Origin of the sequence: Sphingomonas sp. HF-S4 (genome assembly GCF_032911445.1) — a bacterium.
GTDB classification, from domain to species: Bacteria; Pseudomonadota; Alphaproteobacteria; order Sphingomonadales; family Sphingomonadaceae; genus Sphingomonas; species Sphingomonas agrestis.
In genome coordinates, this window is record NZ_JAWJEJ010000001.1 from 1,825,954 (window position 1) to 1,846,644 (window position 20,691).

Consider the following 20,691-nt stretch of genomic DNA (forward strand, 5'->3'; position numbering starts at 1 on the left):
GATCGCTGTACGGGTCTGCTAGCTGCAGCAGCCGGTCCGGCCGCTGCAGCTTGCAACGCTCACATCTTGAGGCGCACGCTCAGGGTGAACGAACGCCCGATCGGGTCATAGATCGTCGGGAAGGTGTTGCCGCTATTGTAAGCCGTACCGCCGACGCCCGAGCCCACCAGTGGCGGATCCTTGTCGAACAAATTGTTCACGGTCAGCGCCAATTCGATATTCTCGGTCGGCGCTGCACGAAGCGCGAGATCGAAATAGTCATAGGCGGGAATCCGTTCGTACGCATCGAGGATGGTGCTGGGGTTCGGACCGCCCGGCTGGGGGACGTCGCCGGCCAAGCGTGTCGCCCGGAACGGCTCGAGCTGCACGGCGCTGATGTGCGTCCACAGCAGCGACACGTCGAACATGTCGTTGCCATAGGTGGCCCGACCGTTCCAACGCCACTTGGCGCGCGGATTGGTGCAGCCGCCGGCGCTGTAATAGCCGGTGCAGTCGCGGTTGATCGCGTTGGGCGTCGCCTGGAAATGATAATAGTTCAGGCGCGTCGCGTTGAACCCGAGGGTGAAGGCGCCACCGCCGCCGACGCCCAGGTCTTCCATCTTGATCCGCTGGCTCACCCCGAGGTCGATGCCCGCGGTCTCGATCCTACCGAGGTTCGAATAGCTCAGGATTACACCCGGGGTCTCGCCCGCGCCGTTCAGGCTACCCGTGAGCGGATTGCGCCCGATCAGCTGGCAAAAGGCATTGGCGGTGAGGCTCGGGTTGAGCGTAGCCGAATAGCAGCCGTTCAGGATGTCGGCCTGTGCCGGCTGGGTAATCGCCTGATCGATGCGGATGTTGAAGTAATCGACTGTGAGCGCGAAGCCTGGGAGCAGCGTCGCCGGTGCGATCACGCCGCCCAGCGTCCAAGTCTTCGCGCGCTCGACGTCGAGATCACGATTGCCAGACGTGGTGTTGTTGATCTGGCCCGAGGTTGGCGCAGGGATAGATCCGATCGTTCCCGCGGGAGCGCCCGTGGCGACGCAGAGCGCCGCGAGCGCGGCCGAGATCGCGCCCTGGCACGGATCGACGGTCAGGTTGCCCAGCGCCTGGACCGGCGACTGGTACAGTTCCTGGATGTTGGGCGAGCGGACCGCGACCTGATAGGTGCCGCGCAGCTTGATCCCCTGATAGGGCTCCCAGGTGCCGCCGGCCTTCCACGTCGTGCTGGCACCGGTGGTGGTATAATCCGAATAGCGAATACCACCTTCGGCCGTCAGGCTGTGGAAGAAGGGCTGGTCCTCGATCAGCGGCACGATGACCTCGCCGAAGATTTCCTTGACGTTGTATTCGCCGACGTCCGGCGGGGTACGCGCGCCGGTGCCGAGCACTTCGCCCTGGATCTGGGACGGGCCGTCGGGCTGGCTGGCCGCACTGATCTTGCGATACTCCGCGCCTACCGCGAAGCCGATGTCGGTCGATGCAAAGGGCGAGGTGAACAGGTCGCCCGCCAAGCTGGCGGTGACCACCGTCTGGCGCACCTTGCGGTTGATGATCGCATCCAGATCGATGAAGCCGAGCTGCTCCTGCGTGATCGAGCCATTGGGCCCGAACAGGTTCAGCGGGACGCAATTGTTCGCCGTATCCACGCATCGGATGCCGCCGGGCGTCCGATAAGCTCGGAGCGCCTGCTGCACCTTGCTGAACGAGCCCCAATTCTCACGGGTCTGGTTCTGCGTCGTCTCGCCATATTGCGCCGAGACGTCATAGGTGAGGCTGGGCGTCAGATCGCCGCGGAAGCCGCCCGCGACCTGAAACATCTGCGATTCGAAGAGATTGCCGCGCGGGCCATATTCGGTGAAGCGCCGCTGGGCGATGACCGGCACCTCGATATAGCCTGGGGTGCCTGGTCCTCCCTGGACCGCCGCCGCCGCGCTGCAGGCCGGAGCGGCGATGCTGCGCGCGGTGCACAGCTGGTTGCGGACGCCAACCGGGAGATAGGGGTTGTTCAGCGACAGTTGGTACGTGTTGCCGAACGTGCCCGAAGACGCAAGCTGCGTCGCGATCCGGTTTCGCGTGAACATCGCATTGGCGTAGAACTCCACGCCGTCGGTAACCTCGTAGTGCCCGGCCGCATAGACGTTCACGCGGTCCAGCGGGGTCTGGAAGTAGGTGCCGATATTGGTGTTGTAGGTATCTGCCGCGGTCGCCGCGCGCAGCAGGCCCGTCGCCGGATCGACCACTGCGCCGAAGCTGCTTGCCGGTACGCCGAGCGCCGCATTGGTCGGCGACGCGAATATAGTGACCTGCGCTGCGGTCGCTCCCGAGAACAGGCCGGTCGTCGAGCTGATCGGCACCTGGCTGACATCGCGCGCCGTGTGCAGCAGCGGCTTGGTGTCGGTATAGCCGACGCTCAACACCACGTTGCCGCGGTCGCCGAGGTCGCCGCCGACGGTGACGTCGGCCTTGAACCGCTGGGCGTCACCGCGTTCGGAGACGCGGTAGCTCGTCGTTGCATCGATGCCGTTGAAGTCGCGCCGGGTGATGAAGTTGACCACGCCGGCCACTGCGTCTGCGCCATAAGTCGATGAAGCACCGCCGGTCAGGACCTCGACCCGCTCGAGCAGCGCGACGGGGATGTTGTTGGTGTCGGTCAAGCCGTTGAGGCCATAGGGCACCAGCCGGCGGCCATCGAGCAATACCAGCGTGCGCTCCTCGCCAATACCGCGCAGGTTGAGCGTCGAGGAGCCGTCCGAACCGTTATTGACCCCGGCGCCGATCGACGGGCGGATCGCAGGCAGGCTGCGGAGCAGATCGTCAGCGCTACCCGGCTGCCGAAACTGAATTTCCTCCCGACCTATGACGCTGACCGGACTTGCAAGCTCCAGATCCGGCCGGGCGATGCGCGATCCAGTAACGACGATGTCGCCGCTGGGTTGCCCGTCTTCTGCCTGCGCTACAGCACCTTCGGCCGGGACGGCCACCTGGGCAAATGCCGGTACTGACCAAAGCGAGACACAGAAAGTCGATGCCAGAAGCGTCTGGCGCATGCTATTTTTCATGAAAGCCCCCTAACATGACGTGATCGCTTCTTGGCGATCCGGCCGCATCATAGTGCAGCGCGTCAATGTTGCATGGGATGAAACGCGACAGCAATATACTCGCCGACGATGGAAACAAAATGTAACAAACGTGACATTTGTACAACGACGGCAACTCTACCGGAGAAGTTGCTTCCCGATGGAATCTTCAGTCATTCTTCGAAGGGGATTCGAGCGCGATCTCCACCGGATGATGGGCAGAAATTATTGCCCAATCCCGGAAAGCGATGCCACCGACTGGGCAACCATTCGCGCGTCAATAATCCTCGTGCGCCAGATCGCTGAACTTGGTGAATTGACGGTCGAAGCGCATGTGAACCGATCCGGTCGCGCCGTGGCGCTGCTTGGCAATGATCACCGTCGCCTTGCCCGAAACCTCGAGCTGCTTGGCCTGCCACGCCTCGTACGCCATCCGCTCCTCGGCGGTCTCGGTGCCGTCGGGCGTCTTCGTGGGCGCTTTGAAGTCGTGATAATATTCGTCGCGATAGACGAACAGCACGATATCGGCGTCCTGCTCGATCGATCCCGATTCACGAAGGTCGGAAAGCTGCGGGCGCTTATCCTCGCGGCTCTCGACGCCGCGGCTTAGCTGCGACAGCGCCAGCACCGGCAGATGGAGCTCCTTGGCCAGCGTCTTCAGGCCGCGGCTGATCTCCGAGATTTCCTGCACGCGCCCGTCGCCCGAAGCCTTGGCGCTGCCGCTCAGCAGCTGGAGGTAATCGACGATCACCATCCCAATTTTATGTTGCCGCTTCATCCTGCGGGCGCGCGTACGCAGTGCCGCGATCGTCAGGCCCGGCGTGTCGTCGATGAACAGCGGCAGCCGTTCGAGGTCGCCCGCCGCGCGCGCGAACTTCTGGAATTCGCTATGGCTGATCTGCCCGGTGCGCAGCTTCTCCGAAACGACTTCGGCCTGCTCGGACAGGATACGCATCGCGAGCTGGTCGGCCGACATTTCGAGGCTGAAGAACGCCACCGGTGCGCCGATCGACTTGTCCTCGGGGATGCCGGCTTCCATGTCGTCGGCCCAGCGCTTGGCGGCGTTGAACGCGATGTTGGTCGCGAGCGAGGTCTTGCCCATGCCCGGGCGCCCGGCGAGGATTAGCAAGTCCGATCGGTTGAACCCGCCGGTGCTCGCATTGAGGTCGGTCAGCCCGGTGGTGATGCCCGAGATGCCGCCGCCCGAGTTCATCGCCTTCTCGGCCTGCTTCACCGCCAGCGTCGCCGCCCGCGTGAACGATTTGAGCCCCGCGTCCGAATCGCCCTTCTCGGCGACCTCGTAGAGCTTCATTTCGGCCTGTTCGATCTGCTTGGCCGGGTTGATGTCCTGGCTCGTGTCGAGCGCCCCTTCTACCAGGTCGCGCCCCACGCTCACCAGCGCGCGCAGCATCGCGAGGTCGTAGATCTGGTCGGCAAACGAGCGCGCGCCGATCAGGCTCGCCGGGTTGCCGGTAAGCTGCGCTAGGTAGGCCGGCCCGCCGACTTCCTTCATCGCCGCATCGGTCGCGAACAGCGGCCGTAACGTCACCGGCGTCGCCAGCCGGTTGTCGCCGACCATCGCCGAAATCGTCTCGTAGATCCGCCCGTGCAGCGGCTCGAAGAAATGCTCTGGCCGCAGCTTCTGGAGCACGTCCTCGGCGACGCGGTTGTCGATCATCATCGCGCCGAGCAAAGCGGCTTCCGCCTCGACATTCTGCGGGAGGCTGACGCCCTCGGGAGTCTCGGGGGCGGGAAAGGGAATCGGTTGTGCCATGTGAGACCCTAGTCGCGCAGCCGAGCTCCGGCATCAACTGCCCCGCTTGTGAAAAGCGGTGATAGGCCGCAAAGCACTGCCGGAATGGCCGATCCGCGCATCATAGACGTGACGCTCGACGAACGCACGATCCTGTGGCGCTCGGCCGATATCGAGCAGGAGCGCCGCATCGCGATCTTCGACCTGCTCGAGGAAAATCGCTTCGCTCCGCAGCGCAAGCATCCCGATGGCTATGAAGGCCCTTACAAGCTCCATCTCCGCGTCGAGGAAGGCCGGCTCGCGCTCGAGATCCACCGCGCCGACGATACGCCGCTTGAAACGCTGGTCCTCGGCCTTGCCCGCTTCCGCCGCCCGATCCGCGACTATTTCGCGATCTGCGATTCCTATTACCAGGCGATCCGCGCCGCCTCCCCCGCCCAGATCGAGACGATCGACATGGCGCGGCGGGGCATCCACAACCAGTCCGCCGAACTCCTCCAGGAGCGGCTCGAAGGCAAGATCGACCTCGACTTCGACACCGCCCGCCGGCTCTTCACACTAATCTGCGTGCTGCATATCAAGGGATGACCATGACCGACCCCCGCAGCCTGATAGAGGCGGCCCGCGACGCGGCAAAGAACGCCTACGCACCCTATTCCAACTTCGCGGTCGGCGCTGCGGTGCTGCTCAGCGACGGCAGCGTGGTGACTGGCGCCAATTTCGAGAATGCGAGCTACGGCCTCTCGCTCTGCGCCGAAACGGTAGCGCTCGCCACGGTCAACGCGCAGGGCAAGTTCCGCGAGGTGGTCGCGATCGGGGTGATCGGCGGACGGATCGGCCATGCCGATAGCGCTCCGGTCAACCCCTGCGGTCGCTGCCGCCAGATCATCAACGAGGCGGCCCAACTAGGCGGCCGCGACTTGCCGATCTATTGCGGCGGCGCGGCGGGCGACGACTTCGCCAGCTACACGCTCTCCGAACTCCTGCCCCACGCCTTTGGTCCCGCCGACCTCGGGATGGCCTGAGCCCCATAAGCATCGGCGTGCGTTGCAGCAAAAACCGCAACGAAGGGAAACCCGATGCCCGTCCGCAAATTCGCCCTCGCCGACGCGCCGTTCGAGCGCTCTCCCGGACAGGACGGCGAAGTCTATGCCGGCAACGTGGTCGACCAGCGCCACGGCGCGCCGATCACGATCGGCTATGGCCGCTATGGGCCCGACCAGCGCCTCGACGAGACGATGGCGGTCGACGACGTGATGATTGTGCTCGAAGGCAGCCTCTCGGTGTCGAGCAACGGTGTCGAAGTCACCGCCGGCCCCGGCGAGATCGTCCACATGCCGAAAGGCGAAAAGGTCACTATCCGCTCGCACGCCCAAGGCGCGGTCACCGCTTATGTCACCTACCCGCACTGGCAACAGCCCGACGGCTGAGTTTCGCGAACGCTTGCAATACGCTCTGCGAGCCTGTCTGGTAGCGCTAACGGAGGAGATGCTATGAGGCCGATGTCCCGGTGCGCGCCCGCGCTGCTGCTGCTCGCCACGCCTGCGGCTGCGCAGGAGGCTCCGCTGCTCCATCCGATGTTCCAGGATCACGGCGTGCTCCAGCGCGACCGGCCGATCGCGGTCTGGGGCGACGCTGCGCCCGGCGACCGCGTCGAAGTCACGCTCGGCACCCGAAAGACGCTGGTGCGCGCCGATGCGGACGGCCATTGGCGTGCCGACCTTCCTGCCTTTCCCGCCGGGGGACCGTACACGCTCACCGCCACCATACGCGGCGGCCAAAGCCAGCGTGCCGAGGATCTGATGATCGGCGATGTCTGGCTGTGCTCGGGACAGTCCAACATGGAATTTCCCGTTTCCCGGGCGCTCGGTGCGTCGGGCGAGATCGACAAGGCCAACGATCCCGACCTCCGGCTGATGACGATCGAGAAGAAGACGAGCCTCGTCCCCGAGCGTCACTTCCCTGCTTCGGTCCAGTGGCAACGCACCACGCCCGAAACCGTGCGCGAATTCTCTGCCGCCTGCTATTTCATGGCGCGTGACCTGCGCGCCTCGCAAAAGGTGCCGATGGGGCTGATCGACGCGAGTTGGGGCGGCACTGCGATCGATGCGTGGCGCCCCGAGACCGCGCTCGTCAAGGATCCCGCCGCGCAGGCGGATCTCGCACTGCTGCGCACCTATCGCACCGATCCCGCCGCCGCGAGCCGACAATTCGGCGCGCGGTGGACGGATTGGTATCGTGCAACGTCGGGCGACGCCGTCGGCGCGGAGCCGTGGCAATCGGCTGCACCGGGAAAGTGGCGGCCCCTGCCCTCGTTCGATCCTTGGGAGCGATGGGGCTTCGCCGAGCTCGCTGCGTATAACGGCATGCTCTGGTATCGCACCGAAGTTACGCTGACTGCGGAGCAGGCCGCCACGGGCACCACGCTGGCGCTGGGTCCTGCCGACGACATGGATGCGAGCTTTGTCAACGGCGTGCCGGTAGGCGTCACCTATGCTTGGGGTGTACCGCGGCATTATGCGCTCGCGCCCGGCACGCTCAAGACCGGCAAGAACAGGATCGCCGTCGGCGTGCTCGACACCTGGGCTGAGGGCGGACTGCTCGGAAGCGCCGACCAGCGCGCGCTCCGCTTCGTCGACGGCACTAGCATACCGCTGCCCGACCCCGCCGACTGGCAATGGCTTCGCGCCCCGGCAGGCGTCGGCGACCCGCCGCACGCGCCGTGGGAGGCCATCGCCGGATTCTCGGGTATTTACAATGCGATGATCGCCCCTATCGGCCCATACGGCCTGCGCGGCGTCGCCTGGTATCAGGGCGAAGCCAATGCCGGCACCCCCGAACGCTATGCCGAAAAACTCGCGAGCATGATGGCGGCGTGGCGCGGCCAGTTCGCCAAGCCCGACATGCCCTTCCTCATCGCCCAGCTATCGAGCTGGGGGCCGCGCGTGCCCCGGCCGGTCGAAAGCGGCTTCGCGCAAATCCGCGACGAGCAGCGCCAGGCCGTCTTAGCCGACAGGAACGCCGCGCTCGCGGTGACGGTCGATCTCGGCGACGTTGTCGATATCCACCCGGCCAACAAGGCCGATGTCGGCCATCGCCTCGCCCGCGGCGCCGAGGCGCTGACCTATCGTGGCAAGGCCTCGCCCTCAGGGCCTTGGCCGGTCGAGGCACGACTGGAGGGCAAGGTCATCCGCATCCGCTTCACCGGCGTCGACAAGGGGTTGGTCGCGCTCAGTGCCGCGCAGCCGATCGGTTTCGAGCTCTGCGGCACCACCCCGGGCAGCTGCCGCTTTGCCGCCGCAACCATCGACGCCAGTGACGTACTCGTCGCTGTGAGCCCCGGCTCCGCCAGCCGCGTCCGCTTCTGCTGGGGCGACAGCCCGATCTGCAACCTCACCGATGCCACCGGCCTGCCGGCGACGCCCTTCGAACTGGAAGTGAAGTAAATTCCTCCCCCAGCTTGTCTCGGGGAGGAATTGCCCGCTTGCTCCGCCGCGCGCTTCCGGCGAAACGGACACCCTATTCGAGGGGAAACCATGAGCATTCTGTCCGACCGCTGGATTCGCGAAAACGCCCTCGCCCACGGCATGATCGAACCGTTCGTCGAGGCGCAGCGGCGCGAGGGCTGCATCAGCTACGGTCTATCGTCCTACGGCTATGACGCGCGCGTCGCCGACGAGTTCAAGATCTTCACCAATGTCGATTCGGCGGTGGTCGATCCCAAGGACTTCGCCGCGAACAGCTTTGTCGACCGCAAGACCGACGTGTGCATCATCCCGCCCAACAGCTTCGCGCTGGCCCGCACAGTCGAATATTTCCGCATCCCGCGCGACACGCTGGTGATATGCCTCGGCAAGTCGACCTATGCGCGCTGCGGGATCATCGTCAACGTGACGCCACTCGAGCCCGAATGGGAAGGCCATGTCACGCTCGAGTTCTCGAACACGACGCCGCTGCCCGCCAAGATCTATGCCAATGAAGGCGCGTGCCAGTTCCTCTTCCTCAAGGGCGACCAGCCCTGCGAAACGAGTTATGCCGACCGCGCCGGCAAGTATATGGGCCAGCGTGGCGTGACGCTGCCGCGGCTCTAAAGGCGATACCTCCCCGAGCCTGGCTCGGGGAAGCGTAAACTCAACGCGCGGTGAACTGCACCGTATCGAGCCGCCGCAGCCCGCGCTGCGCCAGCGCATGCGAACCTGCGGTGCGATCGACCGACAGGTCCATCAGCACTTCGTCCTGCCCGAGTACCCTGGTGTAAAGGCCGCGCGCCTCGCCGGTGCGGCCGGTCTTGGCATAGACTGCCGCCAGGTTGAGCAGCAGCTCGGGACGGCCTGGATGGATGCGCAGCTCGGACAGGAGCCGCGATTCGGCCGCGGCGAAATCACCCTGCGAAATCTGCGTGGCGGCAACGGCGCTATCCTGCGCCTGGGCCGGGAGTGCCGCGAACAGTGGCGCGGCGGCGAGGAGAACGAGTCCGATACGCATAGCACCCTCCAAGAGTTCATTGCGTCACGGTGACGTTTCCGTGACATCTTGATGACTCTTGTGTGACACTTTCGTTGCATCTCGGCAAGCGGCTTCGACGCAAAAAGAAAGGCGGCCCCAAGGGACCGCCTTTCGAAAGGTTGGCAGGCTGCGCCGAAGCGCGGCCGGATCAGAAGTCGTTGCGATACTGCTCGTTGCCGACGAAGCCGAGCTTGGTGATATTCGCGCGCTTCACGATCGCCAAAACCCGGTCGACCACGTCGTAGCGGGCATTGGGATCGGGCTGGAAATGCAGCTCGGGCTCCGGACTGATCTGCAACGATGCGTCCAGATACTGGCGCAGCGTGACGTCGTCGATCTGCACACTGTTCCAGAACACGTTGCCGTTCGCGTCGATGTAGAGCTTGTTCTTCTGGGGCTCTACGGGCGGCGCGCTCGACGGGCTATTCTGCGGCAGGTCCACCTTAACCGCGTGGGTCTGGATGGGGATGGTGATGATGAACATGATGAGGAGCACGAGCATGACGTCGATCAACGGCGTCGTGTTCATTTCCATCATCGGCTCGCCATCGTCGCGGCCAGCGCTCATTGCCATTTCGAGAACTCCTTAAACGCTGTGCGTCACATGCGGGTGACGTTGGATCCCGCGGGCGGCTCGGAGATGAACCCGACCTTCGCGAAACCTGCCATCTGCATGGTATAGATGGTGCCGCCGATGCAGCGGTACGGAGTGTTCACGTCGCCGCGGATGTGCACTTCGGGAAGCTCGAGCCCGGCGGCGTTGGGGCCACCCTGGCGGTCGATCTCAGCCCGAAGCTTCTCCACGCCCTTGTCGAGCAGTTCCTTGCTCGTCACCGGAGTCATCCCCCAATACACCTGGCACTGGCCACCGGCGCCGGTGATCGAAAGCGCCACATTCTCGGGCTTGGTGGTGGTCGGTTCGAACTGCACCTTGGGAAGCGCCAGATCGATCGTCTGGATCACCACCGGAACGGCGATCAGGAAGATGATCAGGAGCACCAGCATCACGTCCACGAGGGGCGTGGTGTTGATGTCCGACATCGGTGCGTCGTCGCCGCTGTCGCCTACGCTCATCGCCATTGGGCGTTATCCTATCCTTCTATCTCCCGAGCGACCCGGGAGCGGGCCGCACGCCGAAGCGCGCGGCCCTATCCTGTGTACTGCTTACGCGCGGGTCTGCACGCCACCGGCCTGGCCGGCAGTCGTGGTCGGCTTCGTGGCCGTCGCGGCTGCAGGCGCCTTTACGGCAGCGGCAGAGGCCTTCGGGCGGACGCGGCCGTCCGAAGCCAGGTAGCCGAGCACATCGTTCGAGAAGCCGTTGAGGTTCTCGGAGATCGCCTTGTTGCGGCGCTGCAGGAAGTTGTACGCAAGCACTGCGGGAACCGCGACGACCAGACCGAGCGCGGTCATGATCAGCGCTTCACCGACCGGGCCGGCGACGGCGTCGATCGAAGCCTGACCGGCCGAACCGATCTTGATCAGTGCGCGGTAGATGCCGACCACGGTGCCGAACAGGCCGATGAACGGCGCAGTCGCGCCGGTCGTCGCGAGGAACGCGAGGCCGCCGTTGAGCTGCGAGTTGATCGATGCTTCCGAGCGCGCGAGCGAGCCGTGCAGCCAGTCATGCGCTTCGATCGGATCGGTCAGTTCCTTGTACTGGTCCTGTGCCTGGATGCCGTCGTCGACGATCTGGCGATAGGCCGAGTTCTTCTCGAGCTTCGCAGCGCCTTCGCGCAGGCTGTTCGAGGTCCAGAACTGCGCACGAACGCGCTTGTACTGGTTGATGATCTTCTGCTGCTCGAACAGCTTGGTGAACAGGATGTAGAGCGACACGAAGAGCATCAGCACCAGGATGCCGAACACGCTCTGCGCGATGATCCCGCCTTCGCGGAGGGCTGCTTCGAGGCCGTACGGATTGTCGCCCTTGGGCGCCGCCGCGGCGAGAATGGTCATGAACATTGTCGGTTCTTTCCTCTAAACTAGTAGCGTTCCACACTCCGGCGCGCCGCGACGGGGCGCCGGCCACCCAAATCAATTCTTCGGCAGTTCCCAGCGGAATCGGCTCGCATATGGCGCCGGGATCTTGTTGCCGCTGGCGTCTTCCGCAGGCGAGAAGCGCGCACGGCGCTTCAGCAGCGAACAGGCGGTGTTGTCGAGAACCGACGAGCCGCTTGACGACGTCACCGTGCAGTCCACCACCTTGCCGGTCGCATCGACCTGAAGGCGGAAGCCCGTGGTGCCCTGCTGCTCGGCACGAATCGCGGCCGCAGGATAATCGTCGTTCGTCACCCAGCTGCCTGGAGGCGTGCGGGGCTTGAGCGGCTTGGCGACCCGCGGCGGCGCCGGCGGCTGCGGCGGCGCTACGGGCGCCGGCGGTGCCGGAGGCGTGATCGGGGGTGCGGGAGGGATGATGGGAGTCGTCACCATCGGCGGCGCCGGCGAAACCGTTTGCACGATCGCAGGCGGCGTCACCACCTGAGTCGGCGGCGGCGGCACGGGCGTGTCCGGCGGCGGCGGCGGAGGCGGAACCTCCTCGGGCGGGGGCGGCGGCTCTTCGACCTCGAAGGTCTTGAGCTCCTCCGCCTTCTTTTTGATATATTGGTATGCCAGACCCGTGACGAAGGCATAACCCAAGCCAGCCACGATTATTGCGACGATTACGATCGCAACGAACCGGCTGCCACTTACATTCCGGTCAGCGTAAGCCATTCGGCAACGTCACTCCTCTAATCCTGTGCGACCCTGCGCGCCGGAATGTTCCGCGCACAAGCCCGTCCGCCTCAGCTTGGATGCTTAAGGTACGGCAGAGGGCGAGTCTCTATCGCGGCCATTCGGGGTACGCAAACGCTTTGTCGGACAATCAGCGCCTACCGCCAGCACATGACGGAATTATTTCTGTATAAGAAGGGCACAATCCGGTAACGGAACCGCATGATCCGTGTACCCCTGATGGCGTTTTGTTGCGCGATAACGTTAACCGCGCCTGCCCACTCCGCCCTGCAACCCACGCAAAACCAAGCTTCTGCCGGACCTGTATTGCCCGGCTATACCACTGTCGCGGGACAAGTTCTTGGGGCGCCGTTGATCCTCGATGCGCGTATTCGCAGTGCGGTGAAAATCAAAGGTGCCGAGGCGGCGAATCTCGCCCCGGGGCGCGCCCGATTCTATATCGAGGCCGATGTGACTGCCCTGATTCGCGGTCCTGCAGGTGTCGCGACGAGAATCGGGTACGTCGCCGACGTGGCGCTGACCGAGCGCGGACGTGACCCCAAGCTCAAGAAGCAGCGCGTGCTGCTGTTCGCGCGTGCCGTGCCGAATCGGCCCGACCAGATCCAGCTCACCGGGCTCGATGGCCAGCGCGCTTATGACCCGGCGCTCGACGCGCTGGTCCGCGGCATCGCCCGCGAAGTCGTCGCCAAGGATGCGCCACCGGCGATCACCGGCGTCGGCAACGCCTTCCACGTTCCCGGCTCGCTCCCCGGCGAGGGCGAGACACAGATATTTCTGCAGACATCGAGCGGCGCACCGGTATCGCTCCAGATCCTCCGGCGCCCGGGCGAGCAGCCTCGCTGGTCGGTGTCGCTCAGTGACATCGTCGACGAATCGGCCGGCCCGCCCCCGCCGAACACATTGCTCTGGTATCGCCTCGCCTGCGGCTTGCCGCGGACGCTGCCGCCCGAGAGCCTCGAGGGCGGCGAGCCCGCCAATGCCGCGGTGGCACGCGAGGACTATCAGCTCGTGCTGCGCGCGCTGGGGCCCTGCGGCTGAGCGTCGTGTCTCCCCCCGGCAAGGGAGGGGATCAGGGGGTGGGTTTGCGGCGGACGAGGCTCGACGCCTCGGCCGGCGCTTCGGTTCTTGGCATAGATTCTTTTTGGGCGCGCAGACGCGCGCACCCACCCCCAGGCCCTCCCTGCAAGCAGGGAGGGGAGTTTGCAGGCCTACCGCCGATGGCGCACCATCGTGATGCCGATCGATTCGCCTTGCTCGGCGATCGCAAGCTTGACGATTCGCACCTCGACGCGCTGGACGCGCTTGTCCGACACGAACAGCGTCTCGCAGACATGCTCGGCCACCGCTTCGATCAGCGTGAAATGCACGTCCTTGGGCAGCCCCGCGGTCGCCGCGTGCTTGAGGTCGATATAGCTTTTCGAAGCGCTGAGCGGCGTATCGGGCGCGAAGCGCTCGGGCATGTCGAGATCGGCGGTCACCGAGATGCGCAGCGGCTGGGGCAGATGCGTCTCTTCGGAATAGATCCCGGTGAGCACCTCGACTTCTAGGTCGTGCACCTCGAGCTGGAGCAGGTCGCGCAAGTAATCGCCTTTCGTGGAAACCGCGCCCCTCTAAGGCTGGGAAGCCGCGGGCGCCATCCCATTAATCCTTGCGCGCGCGCAGCACCCCGCTAAAGCGCGCGGCCCCGGCGGCGTTGCCGGATGCCGAGGAAACGACGTGATCGCATTGGTGCCGCTGGCCGTTGCCGACCCCCAGGCCGTGGAGGCGCTGCTCGACCGCGCCTTCGGCCCGGAGCGACGCACCCGCACGGCATATCAGGTGCGCGGCGGGACCCTCCCCGTCCCCGACCTGAGCTTTGCCGCGCTTGATGCCGATGGCACGCTGCTCGGCACGATCCAGTGCTGGCCGGTCGCGCTGGCTTGCGACGACGGCGCCGTGGTGCCGCTGGTGATGGTCGGCCCGGTTGCCGTCGCGCCCGAGCGGCAGCAAGGCGGCATCGGCCGCGCGCTGATGGAGCGGATGCTCGACGCGGTCCCCGATTGCCCGGCCGAGGGCTGCGAGTCGCTGATGCTGGTTGGCGATCCCGAATATTATGGCCGCTTTTTCGATTTCACTGCCGAGCGGACCGCAGGCTGGCGGCTCCCCGGGCCGTTCGAGCCGCGCCGGCTGCTCGCGCGCGGTGATCGGGTGCCCGATTGTCCGGGGATGCTGGGCCCGCGACTTGAGCCCGGGCGCGCGCGCGCCTAACGAACCCGCATGCCGATGCCGCCGCCCCCCGATCTCGCCAGCCTGTCGCTCGCCGAGATCGCCCGGCTCGCCGAAGCGAATCGCCTGCCCCCGGTCGAAAGCTGGAACCCCGCCCATTGCGGCGACAGCGAGATGCGGATCGCGCGCGACGGCACCTGGTATCACCAGGGCTCGCCGATCGGACGCGCCGCGATGGTCCGCCTCTTTTCGACGATCCTGCGCCGCGAGCCCGACGGCCGTTTCGTCCTCGTCACCCCGGTCGAGAAGCTCGACATCGAGGTCGAGGACGCGCCCTTCACCGCAGTGGAGATGAAGGTCGAGGGTGAAGGCGCGGCGATGAAGCTCGCTTTCCGGCTCAACACCGGCGACTTGGTCGCCGCCGGCCCGGAGCATGCACTGCGTTTCGACACACGCGACGACGGCCCCAGGCCCTATCTCCATGTCCGCCGCGGGCTGGAGGCGCTGATCGCGCGCCCGGTCTATTACGAACTCGTCGAAATCGCGCTCGCCAACGGCAGTAGTCCGCCGGGACTATGGAGCAACGGCACCTTCTTCGCGCTGGAACCCGACGCGTGACGCTTGCCGACCGGCTGCGTGCGGCGCTAAACAGTCCGCACGAGACGATATTGCTCGCCGGGGACCATTTCGACTTCGACCCCGACATCGCAGGCAATCCCGCCGCGGTGCTCGTCGCGGTCACCGATCGCGCCGAGCCCGGCGTGATCCTCACCCAGCGCACCGAATCGCTGCGGCGACATCCGGGGCAAGTCGCCTTTCCCGGCGGGCGAATCGACCCCGGGGACGACGGCCCCATCGGCGCGGCGCTGCGCGAGGCCGAAGAGGAGATCGCACTGCCGCCATCGGCGGTGCAGGTGATCGGCACCGGCGACCGCTACCGCACTGTGACGGGCTATGAGGTCACGCCGATCGTAGGGGTGGTGCCACCCGACCTGACGCTGGTGCCTGCCGAGGCCGAAGTCGCCGCGGTGTTCGAAGTCCCGCTCGCCTTCCTGCTCGACCCCGCCAACCAGGTAGAGGCGACTGCCACCTATCAGGGTCGCGAGCGGCGCTATTACGAGATCCTCTGGGGCGATCGCCGCATCTGGGGCGCCACCGCGGCGATGATCGTCAACCTTTCGCGGAGACTCCGTTGGACCGCCTGACTCTTCCCCCCGCCGAATGGCGCCACCGCGAAGGACTCGACCGGCTGGTCGAGGTGCTCGGCGACGCGCGATTCGTCGGCGGATCGGTGCGCGATACGCTGCTCGGCATCCCTGTCTCGGACATCGACCTCGCCACGCCGCTGCCCCCAGAGCGGGTGCTCGAGTTGCTCCGCGCCGCGCAGATCCGCGCGGTGCCGACGGGGATCGAACACGGCACGATCACCGTCGTCCTCGAAAGCGGCCCGGTCGAAGTCACCACCTTGCGCCGCGACGTCTCGACCGACGGCCGCCGTGCCACCGTCGCCTTCACCGACGATTGGCGCGAGGATGCCGCGCGCCGCGACTTCACGATCAACGCGCTCTATGCCGATCCGCGCACTGGCGCGATCTATGACTATTTCGGCGGCCTCGCCGACCTGGAGGCGCGCCATGTCCGTTTCATCGGCGATCCGCTCCAGCGTATCGCCGAGGATCACCTTCGCATCCTCCGCTTCTTCCGCTTCCTCGCCCGCTTCGGCGACCGCGCCGATCCCGAGGGTCTCGACGCCTGCGTAGCCCGATCGAAAGACCTGATGGCGTTGTCGCGCGAGCGTATCCGCGACGAACTGCTCAAGCTGCTCGTCGCGAAGGACGCCGTGCGCGTGGTGCGGATGATGCTCGAGCGCGGGGTATTCGAGCCCGTGCTGCCCGAGATCGTCTCCGCCGATCGACTCGCCCAGCTCGCGCAGCGCGAGCGCGAAGCCGGGATCGCGCCGCATCCGCTCCGCCGCCTTGCCGCGCTGCTGCCGGAAAATGCCCAGCTCGCCGATCAGATCGGCGCGCGGCTCAAGCTGTCCAATGCCGAGCGCAAGCGGCTGATCGCCGCGGTGGCGCAGCCCCAGGGCGCCGCGAAGCCCCTTGCCTATCGGCTGGGCATCGATTCGGCGCTCGACCAGCTATTGCTCTCGGATCGCCCGATCGCCGAGGTTGCCGAGATCGAATCGTGGCAGGCACCTCGGCTACCGCTCACTGGCGGCGCGCTGGTGGCGCGCGGTCTCGCCAAGGGGCCGGAAGTCGCCCGCGCCCTGCGCGCGGTCGAGGATCGCTGGATCCAAGAGGGTTTTCCCGGCGAGGATCGCGTCGTGCAACTCGCCGACGACGTCGTGGCTCAGGCGTTGCGCGCGAGCATCAGCGACCAGGCTGCGTCGGGCTCGAGTGGCCGCGCATAAAGATAGCCCTGGCCATAAGTGCAGCCCAACGCGGCGAGTGTCTGTGCCAGCTCGTTGGTCTCGATCCCCTCGGCAGTGGTCTCCATACCCAGCGCTTGCGCGAGGCTGAGCACCGCGCGGACGATCGCGATCTTGTCGCGGTCGGCAAGCATGCCCGAGACGAAGCTGCGATCGATCTTGAGCTGGTCGATCGGCAGCTTCTGGAGATAGGCGAGGTTCGAATAGCCAGTGCCGAAATCGTCCATCGCCAGCGTGGTGCCGAGATCCTTCAGCGCCAGCATCGTCCGGCTGATCCGGTCGGGATCGCTGACGATCGCGCTCTCGGTCAGCTCGAGCGTCAGCCGCGAGCCGGATATGCCGTGCTGCTCGAGCGCCGCCTGGACCATCTCGGGGATCCGGTCGCGCTGAAGCTGGATCGCCGACAGGTTGACCGCGACCTTGACCCCGCAATCCCCCCCAGCCGCCTGGTCCCAGCTGGCCAGCGTACGCGCCGCCTCGCCCATCGCCCAGCGGCCCAGCGGAACGATCAGCCCCGATTCCTCGGCGACCGGGATGAAGTCGTTGGGCGACAGCGCGACTCCGCGTTCGGTGGTCCAGCGCGCCAGCGCCTCGAACGAAACCAGCTTGCCGGTGCCGAGGTCGCAGATCGGCTGGTAGCTCAGCGTCATCTCGCCATTTTCGATCGCGCGGCGCAGCTGGGTCTCGATGCCGAACTGCTCGCGGGCAATGTCGAAGGCGCGGATATGGTAGAGTTCGGTGCGGCCGCTGGTCTTGGCGCGCTTCACCGCGAACTGGGCATGGCGGATCAGGTTCTCGGGCTCGCCGCGATTGTCGGCACCGAGCGCGATGCCGATCGAGCATTCGACGCGGATCTCGAAATCGGAAAGACGGAACGGCGAGGCGAGCGCCGCCTGGATCCGCTTGGCGACCTGGAGCGCGTCATCGGGACCGTCGTCGAGCGTCAGCAGCACGCCGAACTCGTCGCCCCCCATGCGCGCGAGGATGTCGCGGCCGCGCAGCGCGCCCTTCAAACGCCGCGCGACGGAGATCAGCAGCTCGTCGCCGGTCAGGCCGCCCATCACGGCATTGACGCGGCTGAACCGATCGAGGTTGACCACCAGCACCGCGAAGCGCTCGGCGTCGTCCTCGCCGATCATCGCCTCAAGCTGGTCGCCGAACCCGGTGCGGTTGGGCAAGCCGGTCAGGCTGTCGGTCGCCATTTCGCGGCGCAGGCTGTGCTCGGTGCGCAGCTCCGAAGTCTGGTCGACCAGCGTCACCAGGCATCGGCCGCTCGCCAGCTGCGCCGCGCGGCGCGCGAAGGTGACTCGGAAATAGCGGCAATCGACTTCCTCGCCGAACTGCCAGGCGATCTCGCGATGCGTCTCGTCCGATTCGAGGAAGCGGCGAAGCTGGGTGCCGAGCAGCCGGACCAGCGGCGATTCGGCGGCAGTCGTCCCCAACCCGGCGATTCGAAACGGCCGGTTGAGCGCGCGGAAATGGAACTTGCCGCCTTCCAGCGCCACCACCACGGCAGGCACTGGCAGCAGGTCGAGCATCAGGCTCGCCTGAACGGGATCGATCGCGCACACGGCATCGTCCCGCGGAGGTTCCACGAGTGCGACCGGACTTGGCTTGAGCTTCCCGAATGCCATCTTGCTTCAGCGCTAACCGGAATTGGTTAAACTGCGCTGAAGCCCGGAATAATCCGCGCCGCCCCGTTTTCAGAAGCGATTGTCCCGCGGGAAGCCGTTGGGCGCCATGCGTCCCGCCGCACCGCGCGCCGCGCGCCATGCCGACAGGTCGGTCTCGCTGCGCGTCCGGCCGCTCTCGCCGCCCATCGCCCAGCTCAGGCCCTCCTCCATCTTGAAGGTGCGCACGTCGGAAAGCCCGCCGTCGCGATAGCGCTGGAGCTGCACTCCCTGCCCGCGCGCCAGCTCGGCGACTTCGGAGAGCGGAAAGACCAGCATCTTCCGGTTGTCGCCCACGGCGGCGACGGCATCGTCCTCGCGCCCGATCGGGCGGACCAGCTTGAGCTGCGCGCCGGCGCGCGGCGTCACCACCTGCTTGCCCTTGCGCGTCTCGGCGATCACGTCGGCGACATTGACCACGAAGCCGCGCCCGTCGCTCGCCGCGACGAGCAGCTTGCTTGCTCTGCTTGCCGGCAGGAACGCGACGATCTGGCGCTCGCCTTCCAGGTCGAGCATCAGCCGCACCGGCTCGCCGAACCCGCGCCCGCCGGGCAGCTTGTCGCCGCCCAGCGTATAGAAGCGCCCATTGTCGGCGGCGAGCAACAGCTTGTCGGTGGTCTGCGCGTGGAAGGCGAAGTGCGGGCCGTCGCCTTCCTTGAACTTGAGCGTCTCGGCCGATGCCAATTCGACATGCCCGCGCATCGCCCGTATCCATCCGCGCTGCGACAGGATCACGGTGATCGGCTCGCGCTCGATCATCGCCTCGAGCGGGATCTCGCGCGTGGGCGCCGCCTCGGCGATCGCGGTGCGTCGGGCACCGAGCGGAGTCTCCAGCCCATAGCGCTCGATCATCTTGCCCAGATCGCGCTTCATCCGCGTGCGCTGGCGCGCGTCCGACGACAGCAGCGTCTCGAGTTCGCCCTGCTCCTTCATCAGCGCATCGCGCTCGCGCTTGAGCTCCATTTCTTCGAGCCGGCGCAGGCTGCGCAGCCGCATGTTGAGGATCGCCTCGGCTTGGCGGTCGGTGAGCTGGAACTCGGCCATCATCACTGCCTTGGGCTCGTCCTCGGTGCGGATGATTTCGATCACCCGGTCGAGGTTGAGGAAGGCGATGATATAGCCGCCGAGCAGTTCGAGCCGATCCGCGATCTTGCTCAGCCGGTGCTCCGAGCGACGCCGCAGCACGACGAACTGGTGCTCCACCCACGCCGCGATCGCGTCGCGCAGGCTCATCACCCGCGGCGTGCGGTGCTTGTCGAGCACGTTGAGGTTGAGCGGCACGCGCACTTCGAGGTCGCTCAGCCGATAGAGCCCGTGAATCAGGTCTTCCGAGCTCACCGTGCGGCTGCGCGGTTCGATCACGATGCGGATGTCCTCGGCCGATTCGTCGCGGACATCGCCGAGGATCGGCAGCTTCTTCTCGTTGATGAGCTCGGCGATCCCCTCGATCAGCTTGCCCTTCTGGACGCCGTACGGAATCTCGGTGACGACGAGGTGCCAGCCGCCGCCCTTCTCGCCCACCCGCTGGATCTTGGCGCGCACCCGAAACGAGCCGCGTCCGGTGGCATAGGCCTCGGCGATCGCCGCCGGGCTGTCGACCACGACGCCGCCGGTCGGGAAATCGGGCCCGCTAACATAGTCGAGGACGTTCGCCGCGGGATTGTCGATCAGCGCGACCGCGGCGTTCATCAACTCGGCGGCGTTGTGCGGCGGGATCGAGGTGGCCATGCCAACCGCGATCCCCGCAGCGCCATTGGCGAGCAGGTTGGGGAACAGGCCGGGGAAGAGTTCGGGCTCTTCCTCCTCGCCGTTATAGGTCGCGCGGAAATCGACCGAATTCTCGTCGAGCCCGGCCATCAGGTCGATCGCGACCTGGGTCAGCCGCGCCTCGGTGTAGCGATAGGCCGCAGCGTTATCGCCGTCGATATTGCCGAAATTGCCCTGCCCGTCGACCAGCGGGTATCGCAGCGCGAAGGTCTGGGCGAGGCGAACCATCGCGTCATAGACGGACTGATCGCCATGCGGGTGGTACTTACCGATCACATCGCCGACGACGCGCGCGCATTTCTTGTAGCCGCTCGCCGGATCGAGCTTGAGCAGCCGCATCGCCCAGAGCAGCCGGCGGTGCACCGGCTTGAGCCCGTCGCGAACGTCGGGCAGCGAGCGCGCGGTGATCGTGGACAGCGCGTAGACGAGATAGCGCTCCGAAAGCGCGCTATCGAAGGGGACGTCGGTAGGGCCGGACGGGTCGACCAGTTCGGTATCGAGAGTCATCGCAGGAGGAGATAGCAGGGAGTAGCCCGCAAGGCCAAGCCGATGTTCACTGCGCGTTCCCGC

20 protein-coding genes are annotated in these 20,691 nt (G+C 66.2%); 10 read left to right on the forward strand and 10 right to left on the reverse strand.

Annotated elements, in window-relative coordinates; all coding sequences use genetic code 11:
- Positions 1-59 precede the first annotated feature (59 nt).
- Positions 60-3,041 carry a TonB-dependent receptor domain-containing protein gene (locus RZN05_RS07905; protein ID WP_317226069.1) on the reverse strand — a complete coding sequence of 994 codons (2,982 nt, stop codon included), beginning with the start codon at positions 3,039-3,041 and terminating at the stop codon, positions 60-62.
- A gap of 295 nt (positions 3,042-3,336) precedes the next feature.
- Positions 3,337-4,833, reverse strand: a complete 1,497-nt coding sequence (locus RZN05_RS07910; RefSeq protein WP_317226070.1) for a replicative DNA helicase — start codon at positions 4,831-4,833, stop codon at positions 3,337-3,339.
- A gap of 84 nt (positions 4,834-4,917) precedes the next feature.
- Between RZN05_RS07910 and RZN05_RS07915 the strand changes: the two genes are divergently transcribed.
- The 5 genes from RZN05_RS07915 (at position 4,918) to dcd (ending at position 8,903) form a co-directional block, all read left to right on the forward strand.
- Positions 4,918-5,400 carry a UPF0262 family protein gene (locus tag RZN05_RS07915; protein ID WP_317226071.1) on the forward strand — a complete coding sequence of 161 codons (483 nt, stop codon included), beginning with the start codon at positions 4,918-4,920 and terminating at the stop codon, positions 5,398-5,400.
- On the forward strand, positions 5,397-5,837 hold the full coding sequence (locus RZN05_RS07920; RefSeq protein WP_317226072.1) for a cytidine deaminase: 441 nt from the start codon (positions 5,397-5,399) through the stop codon (positions 5,835-5,837). The genes RZN05_RS07915 and RZN05_RS07920 overlap by 4 nt, the downstream gene beginning before the upstream one ends.
- Before the next feature lie 54 nt (positions 5,838-5,891).
- Positions 5,892-6,242 (forward strand): hypothetical protein, encoded by a 351-nt coding sequence (locus RZN05_RS07925; protein WP_317226073.1) that lies wholly within the window; start codon positions 5,892-5,894, stop codon positions 6,240-6,242.
- Between the two features lie 63 nt (positions 6,243-6,305).
- Positions 6,306-8,258 carry a sialate O-acetylesterase gene (locus RZN05_RS07930; RefSeq protein ID WP_317226074.1) on the forward strand — a complete coding sequence of 651 codons (1,953 nt, stop codon included), beginning with the start codon at positions 6,306-6,308 and terminating at the stop codon, positions 8,256-8,258.
- A 90-nt stretch (positions 8,259-8,348) separates the two neighbouring features.
- Positions 8,349-8,903: a dCTP deaminase gene (gene dcd / locus RZN05_RS07935; RefSeq protein ID WP_317226075.1), complete on the forward strand. Its 555-nt coding sequence runs from the start codon at positions 8,349-8,351 to the stop codon at positions 8,901-8,903.
- Positions 8,904-8,943: 40 nt separating this feature from the next.
- On the opposite strand, the gene RZN05_RS07940 is transcribed toward dcd, so the two are convergent.
- The 5 genes from RZN05_RS07940 to RZN05_RS07960 all read right to left on the reverse strand — a co-directional run bounded on the left by RZN05_RS07940 (position 8,944) and on the right by RZN05_RS07960 (position 12,027).
- Positions 8,944-9,297, reverse strand: a complete 354-nt coding sequence (locus RZN05_RS07940; protein WP_317226076.1) for a tetratricopeptide repeat protein — start codon at positions 9,295-9,297, stop codon at positions 8,944-8,946.
- A 169-nt stretch (positions 9,298-9,466) separates the two neighbouring features.
- The gene (locus RZN05_RS07945; RefSeq protein ID WP_317226077.1) at positions 9,467-9,892 is read right to left on the reverse strand and encodes an ExbD/TolR family protein; all 426 of its coding nucleotides are present in this window, start codon (positions 9,890-9,892) and stop codon (positions 9,467-9,469) included.
- Between the two features lie 26 nt (positions 9,893-9,918).
- Positions 9,919-10,398, reverse strand: a complete 480-nt coding sequence (locus RZN05_RS07950; RefSeq protein WP_317226078.1) for an ExbD/TolR family protein — start codon at positions 10,396-10,398, stop codon at positions 9,919-9,921.
- An 84-nt stretch (positions 10,399-10,482) separates the two neighbouring features.
- Positions 10,483-11,277 carry a MotA/TolQ/ExbB proton channel family protein gene (locus RZN05_RS07955; protein ID WP_317226079.1) on the reverse strand — a complete coding sequence of 265 codons (795 nt, stop codon included), beginning with the start codon at positions 11,275-11,277 and terminating at the stop codon, positions 10,483-10,485.
- Between the two features lie 72 nt (positions 11,278-11,349).
- Complete coding sequence (locus RZN05_RS07960; RefSeq protein ID WP_317226080.1) at positions 11,350-12,027, reverse strand: energy transducer TonB; 678 nt, start codon at positions 12,025-12,027, stop codon at positions 11,350-11,352.
- Between the two features lie 402 nt (positions 12,028-12,429).
- Between RZN05_RS07960 and RZN05_RS07965 the strand changes: the two genes are divergently transcribed.
- Positions 12,430-13,086, forward strand: coding sequence for a hypothetical protein (locus RZN05_RS07965; RefSeq protein ID WP_317226081.1), 657 nt, complete (start codon positions 12,430-12,432; stop codon positions 13,084-13,086).
- Between the two features lie 170 nt (positions 13,087-13,256).
- On the opposite strand, the gene RZN05_RS07970 is transcribed toward RZN05_RS07965, so the two are convergent.
- Entirely contained in the window at positions 13,257-13,628 is a 372-nt protein-coding gene (locus RZN05_RS07970) for a dihydroneopterin aldolase (protein ID WP_317226082.1), read from the reverse strand.
- A 136-nt stretch (positions 13,629-13,764) separates the two neighbouring features.
- Here RZN05_RS07970 and RZN05_RS07975 point away from each other — a divergent pair, with 136 nt between their 5' ends.
- Genes RZN05_RS07975 through RZN05_RS07990 form a run of 4 tightly spaced genes read left to right on the forward strand, consistent with a single transcriptional unit; the run spans position 13,765 to position 16,666 of the window.
- Positions 13,765-14,295, forward strand: a complete 531-nt coding sequence (locus RZN05_RS07975; RefSeq protein ID WP_317226083.1) for a GNAT family N-acetyltransferase — start codon at positions 13,765-13,767, stop codon at positions 14,293-14,295.
- A 9-nt stretch (positions 14,296-14,304) separates the two neighbouring features.
- On the forward strand, positions 14,305-14,871 hold the full coding sequence (locus tag RZN05_RS07980) for a DUF1285 domain-containing protein (RefSeq protein WP_317226084.1): 567 nt from the start codon (positions 14,305-14,307) through the stop codon (positions 14,869-14,871).
- Positions 14,868-15,458 (forward strand): CoA pyrophosphatase, encoded by a 591-nt coding sequence (locus RZN05_RS07985; RefSeq protein ID WP_317226085.1) that lies wholly within the window; start codon positions 14,868-14,870, stop codon positions 15,456-15,458. Before RZN05_RS07980 ends, RZN05_RS07985 begins: the two co-directional genes overlap by 4 nt.
- Positions 15,446-16,666, forward strand: coding sequence for a CCA tRNA nucleotidyltransferase (locus tag RZN05_RS07990; RefSeq protein ID WP_317226086.1), 1,221 nt, complete (start codon positions 15,446-15,448; stop codon positions 16,664-16,666). The genes RZN05_RS07985 and RZN05_RS07990 overlap by 13 nt, the downstream gene beginning before the upstream one ends.
- On the opposite strand, the gene RZN05_RS07995 is transcribed toward RZN05_RS07990, so the two are convergent.
- Together RZN05_RS07995 and parC are read right to left on the reverse strand one after the other, a co-directional pair.
- Entirely contained in the window at positions 16,606-18,222 is a 1,617-nt protein-coding gene (locus RZN05_RS07995; RefSeq protein WP_317227589.1) for a putative bifunctional diguanylate cyclase/phosphodiesterase, read from the reverse strand. The genes RZN05_RS07990 and RZN05_RS07995 overlap by 61 nt on opposite strands.
- Positions 18,223-18,387: 165 nt before the next feature.
- A complete protein-coding gene (gene parC / locus RZN05_RS08000) occupies positions 18,388-20,628 on the reverse strand; it encodes a DNA topoisomerase IV subunit A (protein ID WP_317226087.1) in 2,241 nt (746 codons plus the stop codon).
- Positions 20,629-20,691: the final 63 nt, after the last annotated feature.

What these genes read in the sequence shown, in the direction of transcription:
- RZN05_RS07905 (WP_317226069.1), bottom strand. Translation starts at nt 3,041, where the DNA reads ATGAAAAATAGCATGCGCCAGACGCTTCTGGCATCGACTTTCTGTGTC.
- RZN05_RS07910 (WP_317226070.1), bottom strand. Translation starts at nt 4,833, where the DNA reads ATGGCACAACCGATTCCCTTTCCCGCCCCCGAGACTCCCGAGGGCGTC.
- RZN05_RS07915 (WP_317226071.1), top strand. Translation starts at nt 4,918, where the DNA reads ATGGCCGATCCGCGCATCATAGACGTGACGCTCGACGAACGCACGATC.
- RZN05_RS07920 (WP_317226072.1), top strand. Translation starts at nt 5,397, where the DNA reads ATGACCATGACCGACCCCCGCAGCCTGATAGAGGCGGCCCGCGACGCG.
- RZN05_RS07925 (WP_317226073.1), top strand. Translation starts at nt 5,892, where the DNA reads ATGCCCGTCCGCAAATTCGCCCTCGCCGACGCGCCGTTCGAGCGCTCT.
- RZN05_RS07930 (WP_317226074.1), top strand. Translation starts at nt 6,306, where the DNA reads ATGAGGCCGATGTCCCGGTGCGCGCCCGCGCTGCTGCTGCTCGCCACG.
- dcd (WP_317226075.1), top strand. Translation starts at nt 8,349, where the DNA reads ATGAGCATTCTGTCCGACCGCTGGATTCGCGAAAACGCCCTCGCCCAC.
- RZN05_RS07940 (WP_317226076.1), bottom strand. Translation starts at nt 9,297, where the DNA reads ATGCGTATCGGACTCGTTCTCCTCGCCGCCGCGCCACTGTTCGCGGCA.
- RZN05_RS07945 (WP_317226077.1), bottom strand. Translation starts at nt 9,892, where the DNA reads ATGGCAATGAGCGCTGGCCGCGACGATGGCGAGCCGATGATGGAAATG.
- RZN05_RS07950 (WP_317226078.1), bottom strand. Translation starts at nt 10,398, where the DNA reads ATGGCGATGAGCGTAGGCGACAGCGGCGACGACGCACCGATGTCGGAC.
- RZN05_RS07955 (WP_317226079.1), bottom strand. Translation starts at nt 11,277, where the DNA reads ATGTTCATGACCATTCTCGCCGCGGCGGCGCCCAAGGGCGACAATCCG.
- RZN05_RS07960 (WP_317226080.1), bottom strand. Translation starts at nt 12,027, where the DNA reads ATGGCTTACGCTGACCGGAATGTAAGTGGCAGCCGGTTCGTTGCGATC.
- RZN05_RS07980 (WP_317226084.1), top strand. Translation starts at nt 14,305, where the DNA reads ATGCCGATGCCGCCGCCCCCCGATCTCGCCAGCCTGTCGCTCGCCGAG.
- RZN05_RS07995 (WP_317227589.1), bottom strand. Translation starts at nt 18,222, where the DNA reads ATGCTCGACCTGCTGCCAGTGCCTGCCGTGGTGGTGGCGCTGGAAGGC.
- parC (WP_317226087.1), bottom strand. Translation starts at nt 20,628, where the DNA reads ATGACTCTCGATACCGAACTGGTCGACCCGTCCGGCCCTACCGACGTC.